We start from the raw sequence: 20,463 nt of genomic DNA, 5'->3' as shown, positions 1-20,463 counted from the left end.
TTATTTTGCACACATTGATACAGCTTAATTTAAATTCGAAACTAAAACTGAATAAAATAATCAGCTAAAAAACCCAATAAAATCGAATATAAATTACATCACCGCTACAGTACTTTCCAATTCTTTGTACCACTCTTCTCCATATTTACGGATCAGCGGCCCTTTTAAAAAGCTGTATACCGGAACTTTAAGTTCGCGGCCAAAGGTACAGGCATCATGGCAGATATGCCAGCGGTCGTAATTGAGTACATCAAATTCGGGGTATTTGGTAATCCGGATAGGGTAGAGGTGGCACGAAATCGGTTTTTGCCAATCGATTATACCCTGTTCATAAGCTTTTTCGATAGCGCATTTAGTAATACCACCTTCGAACAATACATAAGCACATTCTTTATTTTTATCGACACAAGGGGTAGTCAGGTCTCCATCCTCATCAACTACATAAACCCCCTGTTCTTCAATCGCTTTAATCCCTTTTTCGTTTAACAGGTGTTTGATTTTCGGGTAAATTTCTTCCAGAATACCTTTTTCCTCGTTATCCAAAGGCGCTCCTGAATCACCTTCAACACAACAGATCCCTTTACATTTGCTTAAATTACAAACAAAGTTCTCTTTCAATACGTCTTCGTGCACCAGCACCTGTTCTACTTCTATCATCATTATTCTTTTGCTAAAGCATATTTCAGTCCATCGGCAGATTTTAATTCCATCGTTACCGCACCAACCAATATTTCTACCTGTGCCTTTACCGGCACCCGATTTCCATCGTCGGTTACCCAAAGATATAACCTACTGTCTTTTTTAAAAATCCTTCCCGGTTTAATAGACGGACTAAATTTTAAACAACGGATATTACCCAGTTTACTTTTAATAGTTTCTTTTCCAATATATTCTACTTCTAACGCAGATATTTCATCCCCAAGAAAGTAATTCAGCTTAAATTTATCACCTACTTTAATTTTGGAGATATCGAGGCTCCTGGCAAAATAATAAGCCGAAACCAGATCAAAAGTCTGATTGGTCGGTGTTGTAAAAGTTCCCTTGTTCGAAACTACTTTTTTTGCATCCTGGGTAAAACGTGCCTTATCCTGTCTTCTGTAACTTGCTTCGCGTATATTCTCCTGGTAGAAATAGGGCAAAAGGTCATCTTTATCGATATAGGAATCGTAATGATCCCTTATTTTATAAAAAATATCAAAAGTACCCGAGGTTTGCGCATCTACTGTAAGTTTATAGGTAGGCTTGTTATCAAACTTTAAATCAGAATTGGTTACCTTAATGGTAGCTTCTGCCGCTGTAATAAACCCATACCTCAGTTTATACTGTAAAACTTCACCATCCTGAAAAACAGCTTCTTTCTTCAGGGGAAGCTCCTGAGCCATTGTGAAGAGACTGCATAAAACAGCCGTAAGGGTGATCATTATTTTTTTCATCGCTTTTGTATTCATTTGTGTGTGTTACCGGTATAATTGATCCTGAACTAAATTCAGGATAAAGGACCGATTTAGAAAAGTAATTTTCTTTTAAAATAAATCAAATACTTTTCCTCCATGAAGATATACAAAAAGCAAACCAAAATTTAATCTTTTCTCTTATATACAGGTACGGTAGAACAAGGTTCGCCGAACATGATGCTTTTTACCACCGGAGTAAGCAAATTGGTAATCTCTACATAAGCAGAAACAGGCACCTCAATATCGCCACATCCTTTTACCACCACACGTTCATTGGCATAATCCTGCGGATTAACTTTAGACAGGGCTTTGGTAAACAATACGGCTTCTAAAGTATCTAAGCCACCAAATACCACCTCATTGGCATAAGGCTGCAGTTTATTTGCCAGTAACATGTAAGCCCAGGTAGGAACAATCGCATCAGCAGAGCAGGTAATGGCAACATTCTTATCCTGATACTGTGCCCAATCGTGGTCTTTGATAAAGGCCCTGAAATCTTTTTCCCTCAGCATCAAGCCACGAAAAAGATTATCAGCAATATCATACACTACTCTCTCGCCTTTGTGATAAAAGTCTTCCAGGTTTAAGGTGATTAACCCGCTGCTGGCAACTTTATTAACGATGTTCTCTTGAATTTCCATAGCCTAAAATAAAAAAACCGTTCTGATGATAAATCAGAACGGTTACAAAATTACGTATTTTCTAATTAATAGAATTTCACACGATTGTCTTTTATCTTGGCATTTTCCTGTAAAGCCTGGAAAGCTGCTCCTAATGAACGCTGACCTAAACTTAACAACATGCTTTCCTTTTGTTTAAACATGTTGGCAATAGGAGCAGGGTTAGTAAATCCATCAACGGTAAATACATACACACCACGCTCGCCCTGAACAGGAGCAGATACCTTACCTGGCTGTGAACCAAATACACTACCTACTAAAGCATTTTCTTGTGCAACACCTGGAATTACCGGATTAGCAAATACAACATTCTGAACAGGATTAACCGGGCGGGCCACTTTAGCTGCAACCTGATCGATACTTCCCTTACCAGCACCAGCTAATTTTTCTTTCAGCTGTTTTGCTTTAACTGCATTGAGTACCATCGGTTCAATTTCTTTTTTCACATCAGCCAATGATAAAATACCTTTAGGACTGATGTTCGTTAAACGTGCAACTACGTAAGCATTGCTCATGGTATAAATTTCGGGTAAAACATCACCTTTATCTGCTGCATAAGCATCCTGGATCAGTTTACGTGGATTATCCAAACCTGCTGCGAATCCTTGCGTCGCGGCTACCTTATCGGCCACGCTAACTTTCAATCCTTTTTGGGTAGCAAGTTTACTGAAATCGTTACCTTTTACATCCGCCAGGAAATTACTTGCTGCTTTGTAAGCTGCTGCCTGGGTTTTGCTACTTGCAGCTAATGCTTTTTCTACATAAGCCAATTTAGCTACCTTAGAAGAACCGATTTGTTTTTCAATTTTAATTACATGGTAACCAAACTGCGATTTTACCACTTTAATATCTCCGGTTTTACCATCAAAAGCAGCATTTTCAAATTCAGGAACCATTGCACCACGCGCAAAAGTACCTAACTCACCACCTTTATCTTTCGAGCCATCTACACTGTAGTTTTTAGCCAGTTCGGCGAAATTGCCACCTTTTAAAATTAAGGCTTTTAACGAATCTGCTAATTTCACAGCTTTATCTTCGCCACCTACTTTAGCAGGATCGATCAGGATGTGACTTGCTTTTACCGAATCAGGAGAGAAACGGGTAGCAACCACTTTTACAATTTTATATGAGTTACCGCTTAATTTCGGACCATAGAAACTGCCCGCAGGTAAAGCAAATACCGCCGAATCAACAGCAGGATCCAGCTTACCTTTGGTCAGGTAAGTAAATGGAACTTTAACATCAGAATTGATCGCCGCGAAAAGCGAATCGTTTTTTGCTACCTGGAAATCAGCAGCAATTTTATCTACCTGCGCTTTAATTGCTAAAGAATCTGCCTTGGTTGGGCTGATATTAAAAGTAACATATTCAAAAGCGCGTGTTTCTTGCGGATTATTGAAACGTGCTTTGTTCTGGTCGTAATATTCTGAATAATCTGCATCAGTTAATTTAACCGATTTATCAGGAACAGATGCATAATCTAAACTTACATATTTAAAGTTAGCCAGTTTGTTACGGTTGTTATATTCATCTGTAGCTTCTAATGAAGTTACATAAACTGAGTTACGGATTAAGTTAGAATATTTGGTTTGTAAAGCCTGTTTTATAATCTCTTCCTGTAGCAGGCCTGATTGCTGTAAAGCCTGAGGTTCTTTCGATTTTAAAAAGTTCATCAGGGTTACACGGTCTAACTGTCCGGTTTGAGGATTAGAGAAATATTGTTTGATTAATGGGCTAGGGTTTTGACCTTGTAACAAATCTACCAACTCGTCTTCAGATACGGTTAAACCTAAACGGTCATATTCTTTGTTTAACAATACATTGGCCAATTCTGCATTCCATGCCTGATCTACTGCCATAGCAGTCATTTGTGCATTAGCGCTACCACCATATTGTTGTTTCATCTGGTTTACACCCTGATCTACTTTTGGTCCGAACTCATCAATATTGATGTCCTTACCATCAATAGAACCTACCACTTTTTGGTTTGCCGACCAAAAAGGTTTACCCACGTTAATTGCATCACCTACTAAAAATGCAACAATTGCAAAACCGATTGCGAAGACCAGAATGTAGCCCGCACGGTTACGCAAAAATGTCATTAATCCCATATTGTAATTATAAATTTATTTAGTTCTTTTTTAAGAGGGCGCAAGATACAAATTTGCCTTAAAAAAGAAAACACAAAATTTTATTTATCAAGCGCCTAATTATTAAGGGGATGTAAGGGTTAATACGGTTAATGAAAGACCATAGATTTACCGGAAAAATTTAGCTTTAAAGCTGCAGATATTTCAATAAATTGTTAAATACATTATCCATCCCACATCGTCCGTTTTACATCATGCTAAGGTGCCACACCTTCTTTCATGTTCAACTCCCCATTGCCACTATCCATTTCATAGGTGCTAAAATCCTCAGGAGCTTTAAAATTGATGCCTTCTCCGATACTGCCATCAGCACCTTTTACATAAACACGCTGGTTGGAATAGAAATATTTTTTTGATTCGTCCCAGATCAGTTCCTGAGAGGAGAACGTATCTCCCTTGCTGTTTTTTACCACTACATTTTTCCTGAACTCGGTTTTAAGCTCAGCGTCTTTCCTAATGGCATAATCGCAAACCAGGTTTCCGTCAATGGTTCCGTTGGGGTTATAAAAGTCGATGTTTACACCTTTAACCATTTCCTGGTATGCGCTCCCGTTTGCGGGGGTCACTTTATCCAATATTGGTGCAAGTCCTCTGGCTTTAACCCTTGCCGAATCGCTATAGGTAATATCAACACCTATAGTTCTATCGCGCGATAAAATTGTTTTATTTATGGAAACCGAACTTGCATTTTTTAGATCGTCGTCTCCACATGAAGCCAAAAATAAAGGCAACCCCAAAAACAGACCATATAAAAATGCTTTAAGTTTCATTAGTCAACCCTGTACTTGCGGAACCAGGTATCGTTCAAAGTAAAGCCTAGGTGGAAGTTAATGTACTGTTCTTTTACAAGACCATTGTTTAAAGTCCCCCTTTGTCCCAACTCAGTTGTAAAGTTGATTTTATAAAATGCTGTACCACCGTTAGCTGTAGGCAATGGGAAGCCAAAACCTAACGATGCACCCATTTGTTTTATATCCTGGTTGTTGATTTTGATATAGGTTTTATCGTAACTTACACCCAAACGGTAATCGATACGTTTTAAATAGCTGTTATAAGAATAGGCGTCTGGTGTCCACTGACCACCCAATGATGCTCCCCAACTATCCTGCAGGCCCTGGCTTACACCATTGATTGTGGTTTTAGACCATTTGCTCATTCTAAAATCGGCGCCGATCATCCATTTGTCGTTCTGTTGGATAGCAATACCAAAATTGTGCGTTAATGGCAGGGTAAGATTAGACTTTCCATTATTGATTGAACTTAAGGTATCAATTGCTGTATTTTCATTACCATCCTGATCTCTTGTATATCTTGTGGCAAAAAACGTTTGTGTTGAGTTTATTTTGCCCGAAGTGCTACCCGAATAACCTAAAGTGATCAATGTTTTCTTACCTACATTAAAATCGTACTGGATTCCGTAAGAGTAGTTCAATCCTGCAACACTGTTTTTATTCTGTAATTTTGCATTTAAAGCGCCTAAAGATTGGAATTCACTCGCCCTTGTAGTCTGAAGGTTACCAAAAATATATTCCAGGTTACCACCAATTCTTAAGTGATCGCCAAAACGGTAACCATAACCCAAATAAGCTTTTGATAAGCCACCTTCGCCTTCATAAAGCTGATTTACCGTTGTAGTATCAACTTTGGTAGTGTTTTTATAAGAATAACCCAGGTCTGAATAAGGCAGAATACCAAAACTTAGTGCCGATCTTCTTCCAACCGGCGCTGCAAATGCCAGGTGGCTAAAAGTAGAATTGAAACTAGATTCGCTTAAACTGTTGCGTTTCAGATTAATTACGCTTGCACTCATGCCAATATCGATCGTGGTTAACGAAATACCTGCGTAAGAGGCAGGATTTTGCACATTGATGTTATTGAAACCGGTAACCTTACTTACAGCAGTAGAAATTCCGCCCATTGCCCTAAACTGGGGCAATAAAGATCCTTTTATATTTCCAAGCCCATATCTTGAATATGGCGATGATGTGGTAACCTGTGCCTGCGCACCAAAACCACAAACTAGAACGAGTATGGCTGCAATATAATTTATTCTTCTGTACATTTTAATCTGCAATAGCTTCATTTAATCCTTTTAATACCAGGTAAGGATCTTTTATAATTTGAGGCGCAAAGATGCTGTTTTGTAATTGCTTATACAAAAAATTAGCATCGCCACCCGTTAAAATCACCCTCAAGGCACTTTCTTTTTTATTATTAAGGGCAATAAAGCCTTCAATTTCATTTATTATTCCCTGTAAAACACCGTTCTTGATTGCCGATAAGGTGTCGGTTCCTTCGGTTATATCCTCACTTTCGTCCCATTCTACCAAAGGTAAACGCCCGGTATATTCATGTACCGCCTTAAAACGCATTTTTATACCCGGACTTATGCTTCCTCCAAAATATTCTTTTGACCGGTTCAATATATCGTATGTAATACAGGTTCCTGCATCCACTACCAAACTTGCGCTTCCCGGATATAATCCGTTTGCACCTAAAACAGCTGCCCATCTGTCTAATCCCAGCGTAAGTGGCGTTTTATATCTATTTTGCACACCATTGGTCAATAGGGTCGAAAAACGCGTATACTCCGTATGCTTTTTTAAAAATATTTCCAGCTGACCAATTTCCTGGTTTACACTGCTGATGATGGATTTTACCGGCGAAAATTTTTCGATCAACTGCGCCAAATCAATTATGCCCAGTTTATTGAAACGTTGATGGTGAACAATTTCCCTGTTCGCAAAAACTGCAACCTTGGCAGAAGAATTTCCAATATCAATGCTCAGCCGGCGCATTTAAAATCTCCCTCTGCAAATAATATGTTTTTTAGAAATTCCAATGACTCCATTTTTTATCCGTCTGATTAAAACCTAACAAGCTTTTAACCTAAAATCATGCACAAAGCTATTAATCTTTGTCAAGTTTCGTTCTAGTTATTTGTTAAAAAAGGTTAAACAAACAGAAAGTACTGTATCGAAAGCACAAATAAAAGGAACAAAGTTTCATAAAACCAGCGTTTTTTGGCATTGCTGAAATAGTAGGCCAATAGCACTGCTCCAGGCGGTACACAGAGTAAAAAATGCCATGTCCTAAAATCGGGCTTAAGGTAAAAACTAGCTGCTGAAATAATAAACATAAAAAACAACAGCTGAAAGCCTTTCCGCGTACTGATAAAACTCCTGAAGAAATTTTCGCGGAGCTGCAGTGATGCCAGTATGATAATCACTGCAACCGGGATAAGTACCAGGTAGTCGTTATAGTTGATCTTAAATACCGAAGGAAACTTATTACCCAATGGCTTCCATATCTGGTAAAATGAACTCAAATTATCATTCCAGTAATAAAATACAGCAAGGAAAAAGAATACGGTAATAAACCCGACCAGTCCGCCTACCCATTCGCGCCAGTTGAACGACCTGAAAAGCAAGAGTGCCAAAAAGATCATCAGCAACATGGCCATAAACGGAAAATAAATTAATGCTCCTACCGCAATAATCATCCCGATATCGAACACATTGGTTATTGTGTTGGCACTTTTACCGAGTTTTAAAAATTTATCGATAATCCAGATCAACAAAAAATTGCAGATCAGTGCTGGCGAAAGGATCATGAAGGGCATAAATAAACTTGTTCCGGTAATAAACATCAAACCCGGTAAAAAACTCGGCTTACCCAATAAATTATGATTATTTACAATCCGGTTAAAAATTAAGGCCTGTATATAGACCAGAACCGACGCGATAAAAATATTGGTGTAAGGTGTAAAAGCATTATCCAAATCAATATTGATCAGCAATCGGGCAAAGGGTTCCAAAAAATCGAAATTCAGCTTATCATGGGTTTCATGAAAAATGGCAATACGCAAGAAAAACGTATATGCCAACAGAAATACGAGGTTAATTGGACTTAGCTTTCTAAACTGATTAATCATGCCTTTTTAAAGAGTAGGCAAAGTAAAGAAAATAATTTAAGAGTGCGTAAGACTAAAGCGGAAAGACTAATGCTTAAAGCGGAAAGACCGAAGAGAGGATTATATCACGATTACCCTATTAAAGATATTCATAGATTTTGTCAGTCTGAGCGGAGTCGAAGATCATCAAAAGCAGAATGCTAAAACGATTCTCTTATTTTCTCGGAAAGCAGGGTTCTGTTCTTTTTGGTTCCAGTAGTCCTGCCATCCGCTTTACCTCACTGCGTTCGCTGCCCGCTCCTGTCAGGTTTAGGTTACTCAGTACTGTGCCATGGACTTGGCTTAAGTAGTCTAAGATAACCAAATGTTCGTCAGTCTGAGCGGAGTCGAAGACCATCAAAAGCAAAACGCTAAAAAGATTCTCTTATTTTTTCGGAAAGCAGGGTTCTGTTCTTTTTGGTTCCGGTAGTCCTGCCATCCGCTTTACCTCACTGCGTTCGCTGCCCGCTCCTGTCTGGTTTAGATTACGCGCAGTACCTTGCATTAATTGAAATAACCCTTGCGAGCTAAAACACCGGGATCTTTCGACTAAGCTCAGGATGACAAAATCAAGGAGCATTGACTTTGGACTGAGAACTCAAGACTTCGGACCAACCCTCGCGTATTTCTTCACCATATCATCAATAATCTGTGCGGTTTCATCCGGAAAATCGAATTCGTGTTTCTGAGGATTTTCCACCCAGTTTTTAACAATAGGCAACCAGTTGCGCGTACTTCCCCAGATTACCGGTAAACCAAACTGCTTTAAGGCATAAGCGTTACACTGCTGTTCAAACTGAAAACGCATAGGGGCTACAAGCAGCTTTTTCTTTAAATAAAGTGCCTCAGCCGGCCCTTCAAAGCCACCGCCGGTAAAAAGGCCTTCGCAAGTAGCTAAGCTTTTATTGAATTTTTCATTGTTCACCGGCTCAACAAATACATTATGCTCCTGATAAGCAACTTTGCTGTGTTTAGAGAAAACCTGCCAGGTAACATTCGGTAATTGGGTAAAAAGCTTCACCAAACGTTTATCATCAATGGCAGGAAGGTATACGGTATAATGTCCTAAATTTTCACTTTTCAGGTTTCTGATCTCTGCCCTGATTACCGGAGTATGAATAAAAGTATCGTAACGGTCAAAATGGAAACCAATGTGGTATTTAGTGGGCGCATAACGGCTTAAAATAAGCTTTCCCCAATCTAAAGTTCTCGGACGTGGTACTTTCTTCGATTTAAACGCCGCCTGATGGCTTAAGGATACACATTCGATACCCTGTAGTTTACAGGCCCAGGCACTTACAGGTTCAAAATCGTTAACAATTAAATCGTATTCTTTAAGCGGTAGTTTTTTCATGTCTTTCCTGAAACGGAAAAGATTCATGTTTAACCAGGTTTTATAGTGATCTACACCCCCTTTTTTACCAAAAATGAAGCTGAAACCATGTAATTGATATTTAACAGGCTGGCTTAATTTTACATCGGCCTGTGTTCCGCTAACCAAAATATCCAATTCGCCATATTTTTGAAGCAAAGGAATAATTTCCCTAGCTCTGCTGATATGGCCGTTTCCAGTGCCCTGTATTGCGTAAAGTATCTTCATTTATGCCCGAATATCTAAAATTATTGGGCAATTTCATATTTTATATTCTGTAAAAGAATATTTATATCCAGTTTGCTTTTCAAATCCTCAGCATCAGAAAGAATTCCTTCATCCAGTTCGTCCTTCGTAAAATGCTGGTACTCATACTTAAATACCGTCCAATTTTTATCCTGGTACTCTAAAGCTGTTAAACTCTCTACCCAATCGCCACTGTTCAGGTAAGTTACTTTTCCTTGTTCGGTTGCAATTTCACGCTGTTCTGCTTGATGGATATGCCCACAAACCACATATTCATAGCCTTTTTCTATCGCCAGCTCAGCTGCTGTCTGCTCGAAACTGTTGATGAATTTAACGGCATCTTTAAATTTTGCCTTAATTTTTTTTGAAAAGCTCATTTTTTCGCGTCCAAATGCCGTAAGCACCCAGTTTACAAAACTGTTAATGAGGATCAGCGTATCATAACCGACAGCGCCCAGTTTGGCCAGCCATTTAGAATGCTGCATGGTTACGTCAAAAACATCGCCATGAAAAAACCATGCTTTTTTACCATCAAGCTCTAAAATGAGTTTATTTTGTAGGTGGAAAGTCCCCATCTCCATGCCGTCGAATTTGCGGAGCATCTCATCATGGTTGCCTGTAAGGTAATGTACCTGAACGCCTTCTGAAACAAATTTCATCAGTTTGCGGATTATTTTCATGTGCGATTCGGGCCAGTAACTTTTGCTAAATTGCCAGATATCAATGATATCGCCGTTTAAAATCAATGTTTTGGGTTTAATACTTTTAAGGTATTTTAAAAGTTCTTTAGCATGGCAGCCATAGGTGCCCAAGTGCACATCGGAAATTACGACTACATCAACATTTCTTTTATTCATAAACGGGAAATTTTAGGGGGGAAGAATCTCATTACCGCTTGGTTTAAGCAGTTCCGGCATAAAATAAATGTGCTACCATTCCTCTTCCTCATCGAGTTTTACCTCAAAGGGGCTAAAGAAATAAAGTACAACAATCAACAAACACACGGCAAAAAATGATTCTAACATGTCATCTGATTTACAACACAAAGGTAAGACGCTGTTTATCAACCAAATGTTACGACATTGTTAAATTTTATTACACTAAAGTTCAATGGCTCATTGCCATTGGTGTATTGATAACTTCAAAATACAAATTGAAAACCGGGGTTGGTTAATTTCGACAGATTTCTCAGCTTCATTTCATTACGTTCGAAGTTACGGTTGAAGGGAAAGTGCTTTGGAATAAAATGGATTGTGGTTAATTCAAATTATTGCCTGCAGATCCTTCGACTTCGCTCAGGATGACGAACCATTGGAGAGTGATCAATTTGGAACTAATAGCTTGACGCTAAAAAACAAAACCCCGTAAGATTAAATCCTACGGGGCATAAGTCTATTTAAAGAAACGACTAAGCTTTAACCGCTTTCTTTTTCTTCTTTTCTTCGCTGTAAAAACCGAACCCTAAGCCTGCCAATAATAAGATCGACCCTGCTAAAGAGATTTTTTCTCCCGTGTAATACGATGTTGGGTGAAAAATAAACTCAAGTTTATGGTTACCTGCCTCTAGCTGGGCTGCACGTAAAACGTAATCAGCCCTGAAATACGGTTTTTCTACACCATCGATATACATTTTCCAACCCTTATCATAATAAATCTCTGAAAATACAGCAATTGCATCTTTAGCGGTAGAGTATTCGTAGGTTAAATGATCAGGCTTATAGTTGGTTAATTTGATAAAACCTTCCTGACCGGTTCCTAAGCGCTTAGTATCGATCAAATTTTTGAAACTTTCATCAACAATGGCTTCTTTTTTCGCATCAAAACTGCTGATCGCTTTCATTTCCTCATCGGCATTTTTAGCAAACTGCACACTCTGTACAAACCAGGCATTACCAGCCGCAGTTGCATTACGCTGCATTTTATACGATCCGTTTTGAGGATCCTGTGTAATGATGTACTTGGTATTTAACATATCAAGAACGTCCTGGTTGATGCTTTTCGTCATCTGGTTATCTACCAGTTCCTGGAAACGTTTTAACCTTGCCGAATGGAAGCCACCAACGGTTTTGTGGAAATAAGAAGTTTCAGCACTTTTAAACGGATCGCCCAACGATAGATCGAAAACCCTGAAGTTTGGATCTTTATCTGCCGAAATAAAATTATCAACATCCCTTGGCTGGTAGTGGTTATCCAAATCAGATTTACTTACAAAATTCTGGTTGTTCAAATAACGGCGGTCTACCTGCCATAAATCAATCAGTGTAAATAAAGCCAGTAAACCAAAAGCCAGTTGCATATTCATCTTTTTGGTAATGAAAGCCCAGGTAATACCAAAACCTACCGCAATAAATAATAACGAACGTAAAGCATCGGCACGGGCCAAAGCGACGCGATCAGCAACAATACCATTTAAAATATCCATCGCCGCAGCGCGGTTATTTTGTAATGTTTGTGTTAAAGCGTCTAAAACCTGTGCCTGGTTAGCCTGTGTAAAGCTGAAAAACGCGGTTGGGATTACGGCAATGATCAATGCAAAACCGCCTGTTATACCTGCTGACCATGTTAAACGCTTTACTAAATATTTTTGATCATATTTTCCATCCTGAGCCTCCTTAATGGCTAATATTGCCAATAAAGGAACCAAGAGCCCTACAACTGCCAATATTGACTCAACAGCCCTGAATTTATTGTAGCCCGGAAGATAATCAAAAAAGATGTCAGAAATAAATGGCAGGTTTTGTCCGAATGATAAGAACAATAACAAAATACTGGTACCTAAAATCCACCATTTCCAACGGTGTTTCACAATAAACAATCCGAATATAAATAAGAAACAGATAATCGCCCCAAAGTAATACGGCCCAGAGGTACCGGGTTTATTGCCCCAATACTGGTTAGTACCCAAATTTTGTGCAACATAACCAATGGCCTGACGTGGATCTACACCTTGAAGATTTTTCTCTACCGCTTTATAAGTATTGCTTTCAGGTTTAATCATTTCATCAATACTGCTTGCACCACCATAGATATTCGGGATCAGGAACGAGAAACTCTCGCCAACACCCTGGCTCCACTGGTAAGCATACGCTTTATCCAAACCATTTGCAGGTTCGGCTTTATCGGTTGTTAAGTTAGATTTACCACGAATGGTCTCCTTACCATACTCGTAGGTAGTCCACAAGGTGCCTGCATTCACTAAAACAGATAATAAAATACCTGAAACAATGTAAGCGATTGATTTACCAAAGGCCGGAAGCTGCTTTGCTTTAAACGCATGATAAAACTCTATACAGGCCAGGATAAACAACGCAATAAATAAATAATAGGTCATTTGGATATGGTTAGAGCGGATCTCTAAAGCCATAAAAAGTGCCAGTAAACTTCCGCCAATCAGATAACGGCCCCTTAGGGTAATGATAATGGCTGCCAAAATAGGAGCAAAAAAGCCAATGGCTAAAGCCTTATTGCTATGTCCGGCCGCTATTATAATAAAATTATAGGACGTAAATGCAAAAGCGATCGCTCCCGCAGCAGCAAGCCATGGATTAATTTTTAATACACAGAATAACAGGTACGCGCCTAAAAGATATAATAAGACTGTTCCAACAGGATCGGGGAATATGCCCTTAATTACATCTATACCATAGGTAGTAATATTGAGCGGATACTGTACCCAGATCTGGTAAGCTGGCATACCACCGAACATCTGGTTGGTCCAAAGTGGGCCTTTGCCATCTTTCTCCTTAATATCCATAATTTCTTTTTGCATGGCTTTGGCCTGCAAAACATCGCCCTGTTGTGGTGCTTTACCCTGCAGAACAGGACTGAAGTAGGCAAATGTAATGACTACAAAAAATGCAATAATGGCTAAGTGAATGCCATTTTTATTAAACCAGTTATTCATCAAGGTTTGTTTAAGTTTAAACGAACGTCAAAAATAAAAATTTGGCTGGTATAAAAAAGGAATAAATTAAATGCATGCTGAATAAAAAATTAGATTTGTAACAGGGAATAAAAATTCAATCCATTTACTATGAGAAAGTTTGTTATTACAATCGCACTCGCTTCACTATCTTTTGTTGCTTTAGGGCAGGTTGTAAGTTTAACCAGCACCGAAACCGCAAGGCTGAAAAGCAGGATTAAAAACGATGAAGAAACCAAAAAACTATATCAAGGCTTCGAAAAATCGGCTTTAACCTACCTGAGCGAACAGCCCAACCCTCTCGATACCATCAGAACAGAAGGCTTACTGAAAGGAAATCCGAAGAAAGTAAGAACCCAGGTGGCCCTTGCCGATATGAGCAAAATGTTTGCATTGGCCTTGCAATACCGGATTACCCATGATCAGAAATATTTGAACAAATGTGTAGAATTTCTTTCAGCATGGGCCAAAACCAACAAACCCAATGGCGATCCCATCGATGATACCAACCTCGATCCGGCGGTTGAGGCTTACGACCTGATCAAACAAGACATTCCAAGTGATCATAAAAAACAGATTGAACAATGGCTGAGTGAAACAGCCTGGACCGAAATCAATAGCAAGCGGATGAAAGCCGGAAGGGCCACTGCCATTAACAACTGGAATGCACACCGTTTAAAAGTGGTTGGCGAAATCGGTTATGCACTCAATAACCAGGAATTGATCAACTGGACCATCGAAAACCTGAAAAGTCACATTAATATAAATCTAAATCCTGATGGCACCAGCTTGGATTTTAAGGAGCGCGATGCCATGCATTACCACATTTACGATCTGGAACCGATGTTAAAGCTGGCCATTATAATCGACAGGGCAAAGGGACCTGATTTTTATACCTACGAATCGTCCAAGGGTTCGTCGATTAAAAAATCTGTAGAATGGCTGTTCCCTTATATCAGAGGCGAAAAACAGCATGAAGAATATGTAAATACCACTGTTAAATTCGATCGCGACCGGGCGAAGAACAATGAACCCGGTTTTGCTCCCGGAACGATGTTTAAACCTGCTCTTGCATTGCCTGTGTTGAGGTTATCGGTTTATTTTGATCCGGCGCAAAGTGAGCTGTTAAAAAGTGTAAGCGGAAATTCGGGTAGCTGGCAAAAAGTGATCGAGGAATTAAAGCACAAACAATAAAATATTTTCAAACTAAATAAATTTTCAATAATTTTTGAAAGTTTAATAAAAAGCTTATATTTGTATATGGAATTGGCAGCAGCAAAATTAAAATTTATAGAAGCCTGGGGTAAACTGGGTTCAGAATGGGGCATTAACCGCACCATGGCGCAGGTGCATGCCTTGTTGTTAATTTCAGCTGAAGCACTAACTACCGAAGAAATTATGGAAAGCCTGAGCATTTCGAGAGGAAATGCCAACATGACCCTCCGCGATTTAATCGGCTGGGGATTAATTGAAAAGCAACACAAAGCTGGCGAACGCAAAGAATACTTTTTTGCGGATAAAGATGTGTGGAATATTGCGCGACGGGTAGCTAAAGAAAGAAAGAAAAGAGAGCTGGAACCAGTTTTAAAAGTTTTAAATGAACTCTCTAACGTTTCAGGTGATGAAAAGGATCCTGAGTTTAAAACTTTCAAAAAATCGATTACCGATATAAACAAACTGGCCGGTAATGTTGACAAAACCCTGGAGACCATGCTTAAAGCAGAAGAGAATTGGTTCTGGGGATCGGTGTTGAAAGTATTTAAGTAGAGATTAAAGGGAAGATGTGAGATTTGAGAAAGAGCTATTGAGTGGTAGTTATCAAGAACCAAGACATATTCGCCCTAAACGTTAAACATTAAACACCAAGTGCCTAACCATTAAAACGCCTTACCCTTAGGTTTGGCTTTATTTTTTAATTTAAACTTTCAATTTTTATTGAAAATACTAAAATTTAAAGAAGATGAAAACGCTTAAAAACCACGTGATTTTATTCGATAATGAGTGCCCCATGTGTTATGCTTATACCAAAACTTTTGTAAAGACAGGCATGCTGGCTCAAGACGGCCGTAAGGCCTACCAGGAGATGCCACAAAACATTTGTCCCTTGGTAGACCAACAGCGAGCAGCTAATGAAATTGCACTCGTTAATACTGAAACCGGCGAAGTAACCTATGGTATCCAGAGTTTATTTAAAATTATTGCTTACGCCATACCTTTCTTTAAGCCCCTGTTTTTGTTTGGTCCATTTGTTTATCTGATGCGTAAATTTTATGCATTCATTTCTTACAACCGTAAAGTGATTATTCCGGTTATAGCTAAAGAAAATACGATACAACCAACTTTTAACATTCATTACCGCATTGCCTACCTGCTCTTAACCTGGATTATTACCGCTTATACATTAAACAATTACGCACACCTGCTTACTGATTTTATACCATTAGGCAGTAACTACCGCGAATATTTGATCTGTGGCGGGCAAATGCTTTTTCAGGGAATCATTATCCTGTTTTACAGGAAAGGCAAACTTTGGGATTACCTGGGCAATATGATGACCATTTCTTTTGCCGGTTCACTTTTGCTTTTACCAGCACTGGTTGTTTCGCACCATCTTCAAGTCAACCCCGTACTATTTATGCTCTACTTTTTAACCGTTGCCGGATTGATGTTTGTAGAACACCTGCGCCGGAGCAAAATTTTAAGCCTGGGCTATACCATGAGTATTACCTGGGTGCTTTACCGTTTAATTGTTTTGGGATTAATCTTATTATTTTAAAATGATGAAATACAAAAAAATTGTTCTCGCTGGTGGCAATGGTTATTTAGGTCATGTACTGGCCAAACATTTTAGTTCGATAACTGATGAAATTGTAATCCTTTCCCGGAAAGCTCAACCTGCACAAGGCAATATTAAAACAATGGTTTGGGATGGAAAAACAACAGGCGACTGGACCAGTGCGCTCAAAAATGCCGATTTGCTTGTAAACCTTTGTGGCAAAAATGTAAACTGCAGGTACACCGAAAAAAACAAGAAAGAAATTTTTGATTCAAGATTGATCCCGACCGGTTTACTGGGCAAAGCGATCGAAGGGATAAAAGATCAGCCAAAACTTTGGATCAATATTACCTCTGCCACGATATATCGCCATGCAGAAGACCATTACCAGGATGAATTTACTGGCGAAATCGGCGAAGGTTTCTCAATTGAAGTTTGCAAAGCCTGGGAAAATAGCTTTTTTGAAATCAACACACCCAATACCCGAAAAATAGCACTTAGAATGGGCATTGTACTGGGTAAAACAGATGGTGCCTTTCCACGTTTGCTCAACCTGGTAAAAGCGGGCATGGGTGGTAAACAGGGTAATGGCCAGCAGTATGTAAGTTGGGTACACGAACAGGATGTAGCTTTAAGTATAGAATGGTTACTGCAGCAGGATAAAATTGCCGGAATTATTAATTGTACAGCGCCAGAGCCGGTTAAAAATGATGTTTTAATGTCGGCAATCCGGAAAACTTATGGAATAAATTTTGGCTTACCTACGCCTGCCTGGTTATTGGCAGTAGGCGCAAAAATAATAGGCACCGAAACGGAACTGATTTTAAAAAGCAGGTGGGTTAAGCCAACAATCCTGTTAAATAGCGGCTTTGCATTTAAATACCCAACCATTGAGCGTGCTGTTGAAGATATTTTAAAATAGACATGATGCCAACCTTAATATTAAAAACAAAAATTCATGCATCGATAGAAAAGTGCTTCGATTTATCCAGAAGTTTAGATTTACATATAGCATCGATGAAAAGTCATAAAGAAAAGGCTGTTGGAGGAAAGCTAACAGGCTTAATTGGCCTTGGAGAACAGGTTACATGGCAGGCCAGGCATTTGGGGTTAAGTTTTAAGATGACAAACAAAATTACAGCAATGAAAAATCCATTTTATTTTGTTGATGAAATGTTAAACGGTCCTTTTAAAATACTGCATCATCAACATCATTTCACCTTTACAGGCGGATATACCGAAATGACTGATATTTTTACATTCAAATCGCCCATGGGCTTAATTGGCCGGATCGTAGATTTCTTGTTTTTGAAAAGCTACCTGCACAAATTATTAGCTGTCAGAAATCAAGCTATAAAATCAGTAGCAGAACAACTTTAAACAAAAAACCCTGAACAAGTTCAGGGTTAGTGTTATTTAATCTCTTCGTAATCGACAAAATCGCCGAGTTTATCTGTTTTACTTTGATCGGGCCTTGGAGGCATATAATCGATTGAAATAGAACCTTCAGGTCTTGGCCTTCTTTGTTGCTGCTGTCCGGTAGCCTGACTCTGCATTTTACTTGCCAGGTTATTAAACAGCATCGGGAGTATTAACCTGATCAACATTCTGATCACCCAAAGGACCAATATTGCGATGAAAATGAATCTTAATAATGCCATGCTATTAATTTACTGTTAATACAAATATAGACGACGCAAAATTTATTTTGTTACTTTTTGAGCCTTTAATTGCAATTTGATTACAAATATAATACGTATAAAAGGCTATAAAGGTTTTAACGCAACTTGAATTACCTTGTTTTGGCCTGACGGTTGATTTCTACCTGTTACCACTTTTACACTTTCTACAATATCTTTAACAATAAAGAAATCGTCACGGTTAACTAATTCTTTTTTATCAATAAATACAGGCAAATCCCGGTTCTTCTTACTAATACCGAAGTTTTTAAGCATTTCGTTCAGGTTCAAAAGCTGCAGGTCCTTTTTTAATTTAATGATAACCACTCCGTTTTGCCCGCTGGTTCCATATAACGCTATGGAAGATGCATCTTTCCGCACATCAATCGACTCGATGCTGGCAGGACGGATATAATTGCTTACTATATCCCATTTCATTAATACATCATTTACAACCCACAATGGGGGATTGGCTATTATACCGGTTCTTGACGGCACGCAAATCCTGATCGTTTTTGGATCAATTGCCTGGTTATGTATACCAGGGGCCTTGTTCACTACATCAGTCTCCTGGGCAGATGCAGTGGCTGCAAATGCAAAAATTAAAAAGGAAAAATAAAGTTGTTTCATCAGTCTCCTACAATTTCAGCTACGCGGCCTACCTGGCCATCTTCGAGCCGAACTTTTATCCCTCTGGAGTGGAATGCGGATGAAGTAAGCAGATCTTTCACTATACCGTAAGTAATGTTCCCTGATCTTTGATCTTTCTTCAAAATAATCCCGACTTCTAATCCCGGATAAATATCTTTTCTGTTCTGCCCGTCCATTGTGCTGTATTGTAATGATGAATGAAACACCAAAATTCCATAATAATTTTGAAAATCTAGGGTAATTTATTGAAATCAATTTCTGGTTGCTTACCAGCAGTGGTTCTGTTCAGTACTTTTCTCGGCGGAGTATAATCGTTAAAAAAGCCACCGTTCTTCAGGTAAAAAGCACCTTTGTCTACCCCTCCCTGGTAATCCATCCGGTAACCTTTCATACCGGTATTGTCTGTAGTAAACCTGGCCGATTTTAATTCCGTCCAAACACCTTTATCATCGCAAATCCACTGGTTATTAAACAAAACTTTTCTGGATAAATCGCCCTGTACCGGAGAGAAATTTTCTAAAAAAGAGTGGAAACGTTTTAGGTAGGTTTTCGTTTTTGGCCGGGTAAAGCTGGCAATTAACTGCCATTTATTGGCTTCAGGAGCAAAAAAATAGGCCGTATAAGTGGTCGTACTATCTTTACCTGGGGCACCATGCAATAAAAATTTATAGGTATTTCCCGCTTTCCACATGTAATTTAAATAACTCTGTCCGCCCGAACCCTCATTACCAAACTCACCTGTATGTACATTTTCGCCTTTCTTTAACATTTTAATTTTGTGCGAATCGGGAATACTTTTAGGATCATCGGTATTGAAAGGGCTCCAAACTGAAAACAGGATGTGGCGTTCTGTAGGACTGTTTACCTGCATACCGAAATACCCCTCACCAAAACCATTGACCATAAAATAAGAACCCAGAATATCTTCACCCTTTGGCACCGTAACTTCGTTGTAGTACCACTCGGCATTTACGTTTTCGGGCTGCAGGTAGTTTAAGTGAACGGAAGGTCCACGACGCCCCCAGTGAAAGAAGTTACCATCATTATTTTTAACATAGACTGTTTTGCCTTCAATAGCCGACCCTCCGATGATTAGACTTGTAATGGAAGGGAATTTTGCTCCACTTTTGCTTAAACCTTTAATGGTTATGGCCACATAACCGGTATCTTTAACTGTCCATTCGCCAATTTCGCCCTCAAAAGCCTGACTTTGATCAAAGTTTATTTTTTTAGGCTGGTTATGGATAGAAAATTCTATTGTTGCCTTACCTTCTACAACGGGCTTATCGCCAATGGAAACATTTACTGTACCTGGTTTCGAAACCCTGAAATAGGCTGTAAAATATTCTTCGGGATTTGACCAGTTTACAATTCCCCTGTTGGATAAAGTTCTTTCTGAGTCCTGGTGTAATGAACTGTAGGCATTGCCTCCAAGTGGAAGTGTAATGTTTTCCTGGCTTTGGGCATAACCCTCCAGCCAGATAGCGCCGAGTACGATCAGCGTTACTAGTTTTAAAGATTTCATTTAATAATTTTTAGATAACTTATTGAGCCACAATTCTAATTTAAATTATCTAAAAT

General features: G+C 39.0%; 20 protein-coding genes. 5 read left to right on the top strand and 15 right to left on the bottom strand.

The window, feature by feature from the left end:
* Positions 1-93: 93 nt before the first annotated feature.
* The 11 genes from ACFSR6_RS16770 to ACFSR6_RS16720 form a co-directional block, all read right to left on the bottom strand.
* On the bottom strand, positions 94-657 hold the full coding sequence (locus tag ACFSR6_RS16770) for a DUF3109 family protein (protein ID WP_379080972.1): 564 nt from the start codon (positions 655-657) through the stop codon (positions 94-96).
* 2 nt (positions 658-659) lie between these two features.
* Positions 660-1,433, bottom strand: a complete 774-nt coding sequence (locus tag ACFSR6_RS16765; RefSeq protein ID WP_379080890.1) for a DUF3108 domain-containing protein — start codon at positions 1,431-1,433, stop codon at positions 660-662.
* Between the two features lie 146 nt (positions 1,434-1,579).
* A complete protein-coding gene (locus tag ACFSR6_RS16760) occupies positions 1,580-2,095 on the bottom strand; it encodes a DUF2480 family protein (RefSeq protein WP_379080888.1) in 516 nt (171 codons plus the stop codon).
* A 65-nt stretch (positions 2,096-2,160) separates the two neighbouring features.
* A complete protein-coding gene (locus tag ACFSR6_RS16755; RefSeq protein ID WP_379080886.1) occupies positions 2,161-4,245 on the bottom strand; it encodes a peptidylprolyl isomerase in 2,085 nt (694 codons plus the stop codon).
* Between the two features lie 236 nt (positions 4,246-4,481).
* Positions 4,482-5,054, bottom strand: coding sequence for a hypothetical protein (locus ACFSR6_RS16750; protein WP_379080884.1), 573 nt, complete (start codon positions 5,052-5,054; stop codon positions 4,482-4,484).
* Positions 5,054-6,367, bottom strand: a complete 1,314-nt coding sequence (locus ACFSR6_RS16745) for an OmpP1/FadL family transporter (RefSeq protein ID WP_379080881.1) — start codon at positions 6,365-6,367, stop codon at positions 5,054-5,056. Before ACFSR6_RS16745 ends, ACFSR6_RS16750 begins: the two co-directional genes overlap by 1 nt.
* Entirely contained in the window at positions 6,348-7,082 is a 735-nt protein-coding gene (locus ACFSR6_RS16740) for a type III pantothenate kinase (RefSeq protein ID WP_379080879.1), read from the bottom strand. Before ACFSR6_RS16740 ends, ACFSR6_RS16745 begins: the two co-directional genes overlap by 20 nt.
* A gap of 155 nt (positions 7,083-7,237) precedes the next feature.
* Positions 7,238-8,218 carry a DUF6427 family protein gene (locus ACFSR6_RS16735; RefSeq protein ID WP_379080877.1) on the bottom strand — a complete coding sequence of 327 codons (981 nt, stop codon included), beginning with the start codon at positions 8,216-8,218 and terminating at the stop codon, positions 7,238-7,240.
* 616 nt (positions 8,219-8,834) lie between these two features.
* A complete protein-coding gene (locus tag ACFSR6_RS16730; protein WP_379080875.1) occupies positions 8,835-9,836 on the bottom strand; it encodes a glycosyltransferase family protein in 1,002 nt (333 codons plus the stop codon).
* Between the two features lie 20 nt (positions 9,837-9,856).
* Positions 9,857-10,711, bottom strand: a complete 855-nt coding sequence (locus ACFSR6_RS16725; protein ID WP_379080873.1) for a UDP-2,3-diacylglucosamine diphosphatase — start codon at positions 10,709-10,711, stop codon at positions 9,857-9,859.
* Positions 10,712-11,262: 551 nt separating this feature from the next.
* A complete protein-coding gene (locus tag ACFSR6_RS16720) occupies positions 11,263-13,758 on the bottom strand; it encodes a YfhO family protein (RefSeq protein WP_379080871.1) in 2,496 nt (831 codons plus the stop codon).
* Between the two features lie 129 nt (positions 13,759-13,887).
* Here ACFSR6_RS16720 and ACFSR6_RS16715 point away from each other — a divergent pair, with 129 nt between their 5' ends.
* From ACFSR6_RS16715 to ACFSR6_RS16695, 5 genes are all read left to right on the top strand, one after another.
* Complete coding sequence (locus ACFSR6_RS16715) at positions 13,888-14,970, top strand: alginate lyase family protein (protein WP_379080869.1); 1,083 nt, start codon at positions 13,888-13,890, stop codon at positions 14,968-14,970.
* 66 nt (positions 14,971-15,036) lie between these two features.
* Complete coding sequence (locus ACFSR6_RS16710; RefSeq protein WP_379080867.1) at positions 15,037-15,543, top strand: GbsR/MarR family transcriptional regulator; 507 nt, start codon at positions 15,037-15,039, stop codon at positions 15,541-15,543.
* Between the two features lie 193 nt (positions 15,544-15,736).
* Positions 15,737-16,552 (top strand): DUF393 domain-containing protein, encoded by an 816-nt coding sequence (locus ACFSR6_RS16705; RefSeq protein ID WP_379080865.1) that lies wholly within the window; start codon positions 15,737-15,739, stop codon positions 16,550-16,552.
* 1 nt (position 16,553) lies between these two features.
* The gene (locus ACFSR6_RS16700) at positions 16,554-17,474 is read left to right on the top strand and encodes a TIGR01777 family oxidoreductase (RefSeq protein ID WP_379080863.1); all 921 of its coding nucleotides are present in this window, start codon (positions 16,554-16,556) and stop codon (positions 17,472-17,474) included.
* 95 nt (positions 17,475-17,569) lie between these two features.
* On the top strand, positions 17,570-17,932 hold the full coding sequence (locus tag ACFSR6_RS16695; protein ID WP_379080861.1) for an SRPBCC family protein: 363 nt from the start codon (positions 17,570-17,572) through the stop codon (positions 17,930-17,932).
* Between the two features lie 32 nt (positions 17,933-17,964).
* On the opposite strand, the gene ACFSR6_RS16690 is transcribed toward ACFSR6_RS16695, so the two are convergent.
* The 4 genes from ACFSR6_RS16690 to ACFSR6_RS16675 all read right to left on the bottom strand — a co-directional run bounded on the left by ACFSR6_RS16690 (position 17,965) and on the right by ACFSR6_RS16675 (position 20,407).
* Positions 17,965-18,213, bottom strand: a complete 249-nt coding sequence (locus ACFSR6_RS16690; protein WP_379080859.1) for a DUF4834 family protein — start codon at positions 18,211-18,213, stop codon at positions 17,965-17,967.
* A 105-nt stretch (positions 18,214-18,318) separates the two neighbouring features.
* Complete coding sequence (locus ACFSR6_RS16685) at positions 18,319-18,861, bottom strand: hypothetical protein (RefSeq protein WP_379080857.1); 543 nt, start codon at positions 18,859-18,861, stop codon at positions 18,319-18,321.
* The gene (locus tag ACFSR6_RS16680) at positions 18,861-19,058 is read right to left on the bottom strand and encodes a YwbE family protein (RefSeq protein ID WP_379080854.1); all 198 of its coding nucleotides are present in this window, start codon (positions 19,056-19,058) and stop codon (positions 18,861-18,863) included. The genes ACFSR6_RS16685 and ACFSR6_RS16680 overlap by 1 nt, the downstream gene beginning before the upstream one ends.
* Before the next feature lie 56 nt (positions 19,059-19,114).
* Positions 19,115-20,407 (bottom strand): DUF3472 domain-containing protein, encoded by a 1,293-nt coding sequence (locus tag ACFSR6_RS16675; protein WP_379080852.1) that lies wholly within the window; start codon positions 20,405-20,407, stop codon positions 19,115-19,117.
* Positions 20,408-20,463: the final 56 nt, after the last annotated feature.

It is taken from the genome of Pedobacter vanadiisoli (assembly GCF_042684385.1).
Classification (GTDB): Bacteria; Bacteroidota; Bacteroidia; order Sphingobacteriales; family Sphingobacteriaceae; genus Pedobacter; species Pedobacter vanadiisoli.
Note: the sequence above shows the minus strand (reverse complement) of the source record. Positions and strands in the feature narration are given on the sequence as shown.

What these genes read in the sequence shown, in the direction of transcription:
- ACFSR6_RS16770 (WP_379080972.1), bottom strand. Translation starts at nt 657, where the DNA reads ATGATAGAAGTAGAACAGGTGCTGGTGCACGAAGACGTATTGAAAGAG.
- ACFSR6_RS16765 (WP_379080890.1), bottom strand. Translation starts at nt 1,433, where the DNA reads ATGAAAAAAATAATGATCACCCTTACGGCTGTTTTATGCAGTCTCTTC.
- ACFSR6_RS16760 (WP_379080888.1), bottom strand. Translation starts at nt 2,095, where the DNA reads ATGGAAATTCAAGAGAACATCGTTAATAAAGTTGCCAGCAGCGGGTTA.
- ACFSR6_RS16755 (WP_379080886.1), bottom strand. Translation starts at nt 4,245, where the DNA reads ATGGGATTAATGACATTTTTGCGTAACCGTGCGGGCTACATTCTGGTC.
- ACFSR6_RS16750 (WP_379080884.1), bottom strand. Translation starts at nt 5,054, where the DNA reads ATGAAACTTAAAGCATTTTTATATGGTCTGTTTTTGGGGTTGCCTTTA.
- ACFSR6_RS16745 (WP_379080881.1), bottom strand. Translation starts at nt 6,367, where the DNA reads ATGAAGCTATTGCAGATTAAAATGTACAGAAGAATAAATTATATTGCA.
- ACFSR6_RS16740 (WP_379080879.1), bottom strand. Translation starts at nt 7,082, where the DNA reads ATGCGCCGGCTGAGCATTGATATTGGAAATTCTTCTGCCAAGGTTGCA.
- ACFSR6_RS16735 (WP_379080877.1), bottom strand. Translation starts at nt 8,218, where the DNA reads ATGATTAATCAGTTTAGAAAGCTAAGTCCAATTAACCTCGTATTTCTG.
- ACFSR6_RS16730 (WP_379080875.1), bottom strand. Translation starts at nt 9,836, where the DNA reads ATGAAGATACTTTACGCAATACAGGGCACTGGAAACGGCCATATCAGC.
- ACFSR6_RS16725 (WP_379080873.1), bottom strand. Translation starts at nt 10,711, where the DNA reads ATGAATAAAAGAAATGTTGATGTAGTCGTAATTTCCGATGTGCACTTG.
- ACFSR6_RS16720 (WP_379080871.1), bottom strand. Translation starts at nt 13,758, where the DNA reads ATGAATAACTGGTTTAATAAAAATGGCATTCACTTAGCCATTATTGCA.
- ACFSR6_RS16715 (WP_379080869.1), top strand. Translation starts at nt 13,888, where the DNA reads ATGAGAAAGTTTGTTATTACAATCGCACTCGCTTCACTATCTTTTGTT.
- ACFSR6_RS16710 (WP_379080867.1), top strand. Translation starts at nt 15,037, where the DNA reads ATGGAATTGGCAGCAGCAAAATTAAAATTTATAGAAGCCTGGGGTAAA.
- ACFSR6_RS16705 (WP_379080865.1), top strand. Translation starts at nt 15,737, where the DNA reads ATGAAAACGCTTAAAAACCACGTGATTTTATTCGATAATGAGTGCCCC.
- ACFSR6_RS16700 (WP_379080863.1), top strand. Translation starts at nt 16,554, where the DNA reads ATGATGAAATACAAAAAAATTGTTCTCGCTGGTGGCAATGGTTATTTA.
- ACFSR6_RS16695 (WP_379080861.1), top strand. Translation starts at nt 17,570, where the DNA reads ATGAAAAGTCATAAAGAAAAGGCTGTTGGAGGAAAGCTAACAGGCTTA.
- ACFSR6_RS16690 (WP_379080859.1), bottom strand. Translation starts at nt 18,213, where the DNA reads ATGGCATTATTAAGATTCATTTTCATCGCAATATTGGTCCTTTGGGTG.
- ACFSR6_RS16685 (WP_379080857.1), bottom strand. Translation starts at nt 18,861, where the DNA reads ATGAAACAACTTTATTTTTCCTTTTTAATTTTTGCATTTGCAGCCACT.
- ACFSR6_RS16680 (WP_379080854.1), bottom strand. Translation starts at nt 19,058, where the DNA reads ATGGACGGGCAGAACAGAAAAGATATTTATCCGGGATTAGAAGTCGGG.
- ACFSR6_RS16675 (WP_379080852.1), bottom strand. Translation starts at nt 20,407, where the DNA reads ATGAAATCTTTAAAACTAGTAACGCTGATCGTACTCGGCGCTATCTGG.